This window comes from Photorhabdus viridis (assembly GCF_040256935.1).
Classification (GTDB): Bacteria; Pseudomonadota; Gammaproteobacteria; order Enterobacterales; family Enterobacteriaceae; genus Photorhabdus; species Photorhabdus viridis.
Genome location: NZ_JBEJZY010000538.1, coordinates 1 through 223, shown reverse-complemented (window position 1 = coordinate 223; position 223 = coordinate 1). Strand labels below are relative to the sequence as shown.

Here is a 223-nt window from a genome sequence, read left to right as displayed (position 1 = left end):
GGTGAGGGTGAACAGGACCCCCGGCAGCATGGCGGCGTGGTTACTGTCCCCGTGGCCGGTCAGGGCGTCATTGCGCAGGGCTTCGAGCCGGTAGCGGGTGAAATCGGCGCCATGCTGCTCGTCTTTGAAGCGGCCGGGGAAATCGAAGTGTTCATAGCCGGTGTGCTGGAGGTTTTGTTCCCGCATATGGTGGCGAAACTCGGCGGCCCAGACCGGGTTTTTG

At 63.2% G+C, this 223-nt stretch carries 1 protein-coding gene; it reads right to left on the bottom strand.

Annotation, left to right across the window (positions count from 1 at the left end; all coding sequences use genetic code 11):
- Positions 1-223: contractile injection system protein, VgrG/Pvc8 family (locus ABR397_RS25695; RefSeq protein WP_350307937.1), on the bottom strand; the 223-nt coding region annotated here is incomplete at both ends.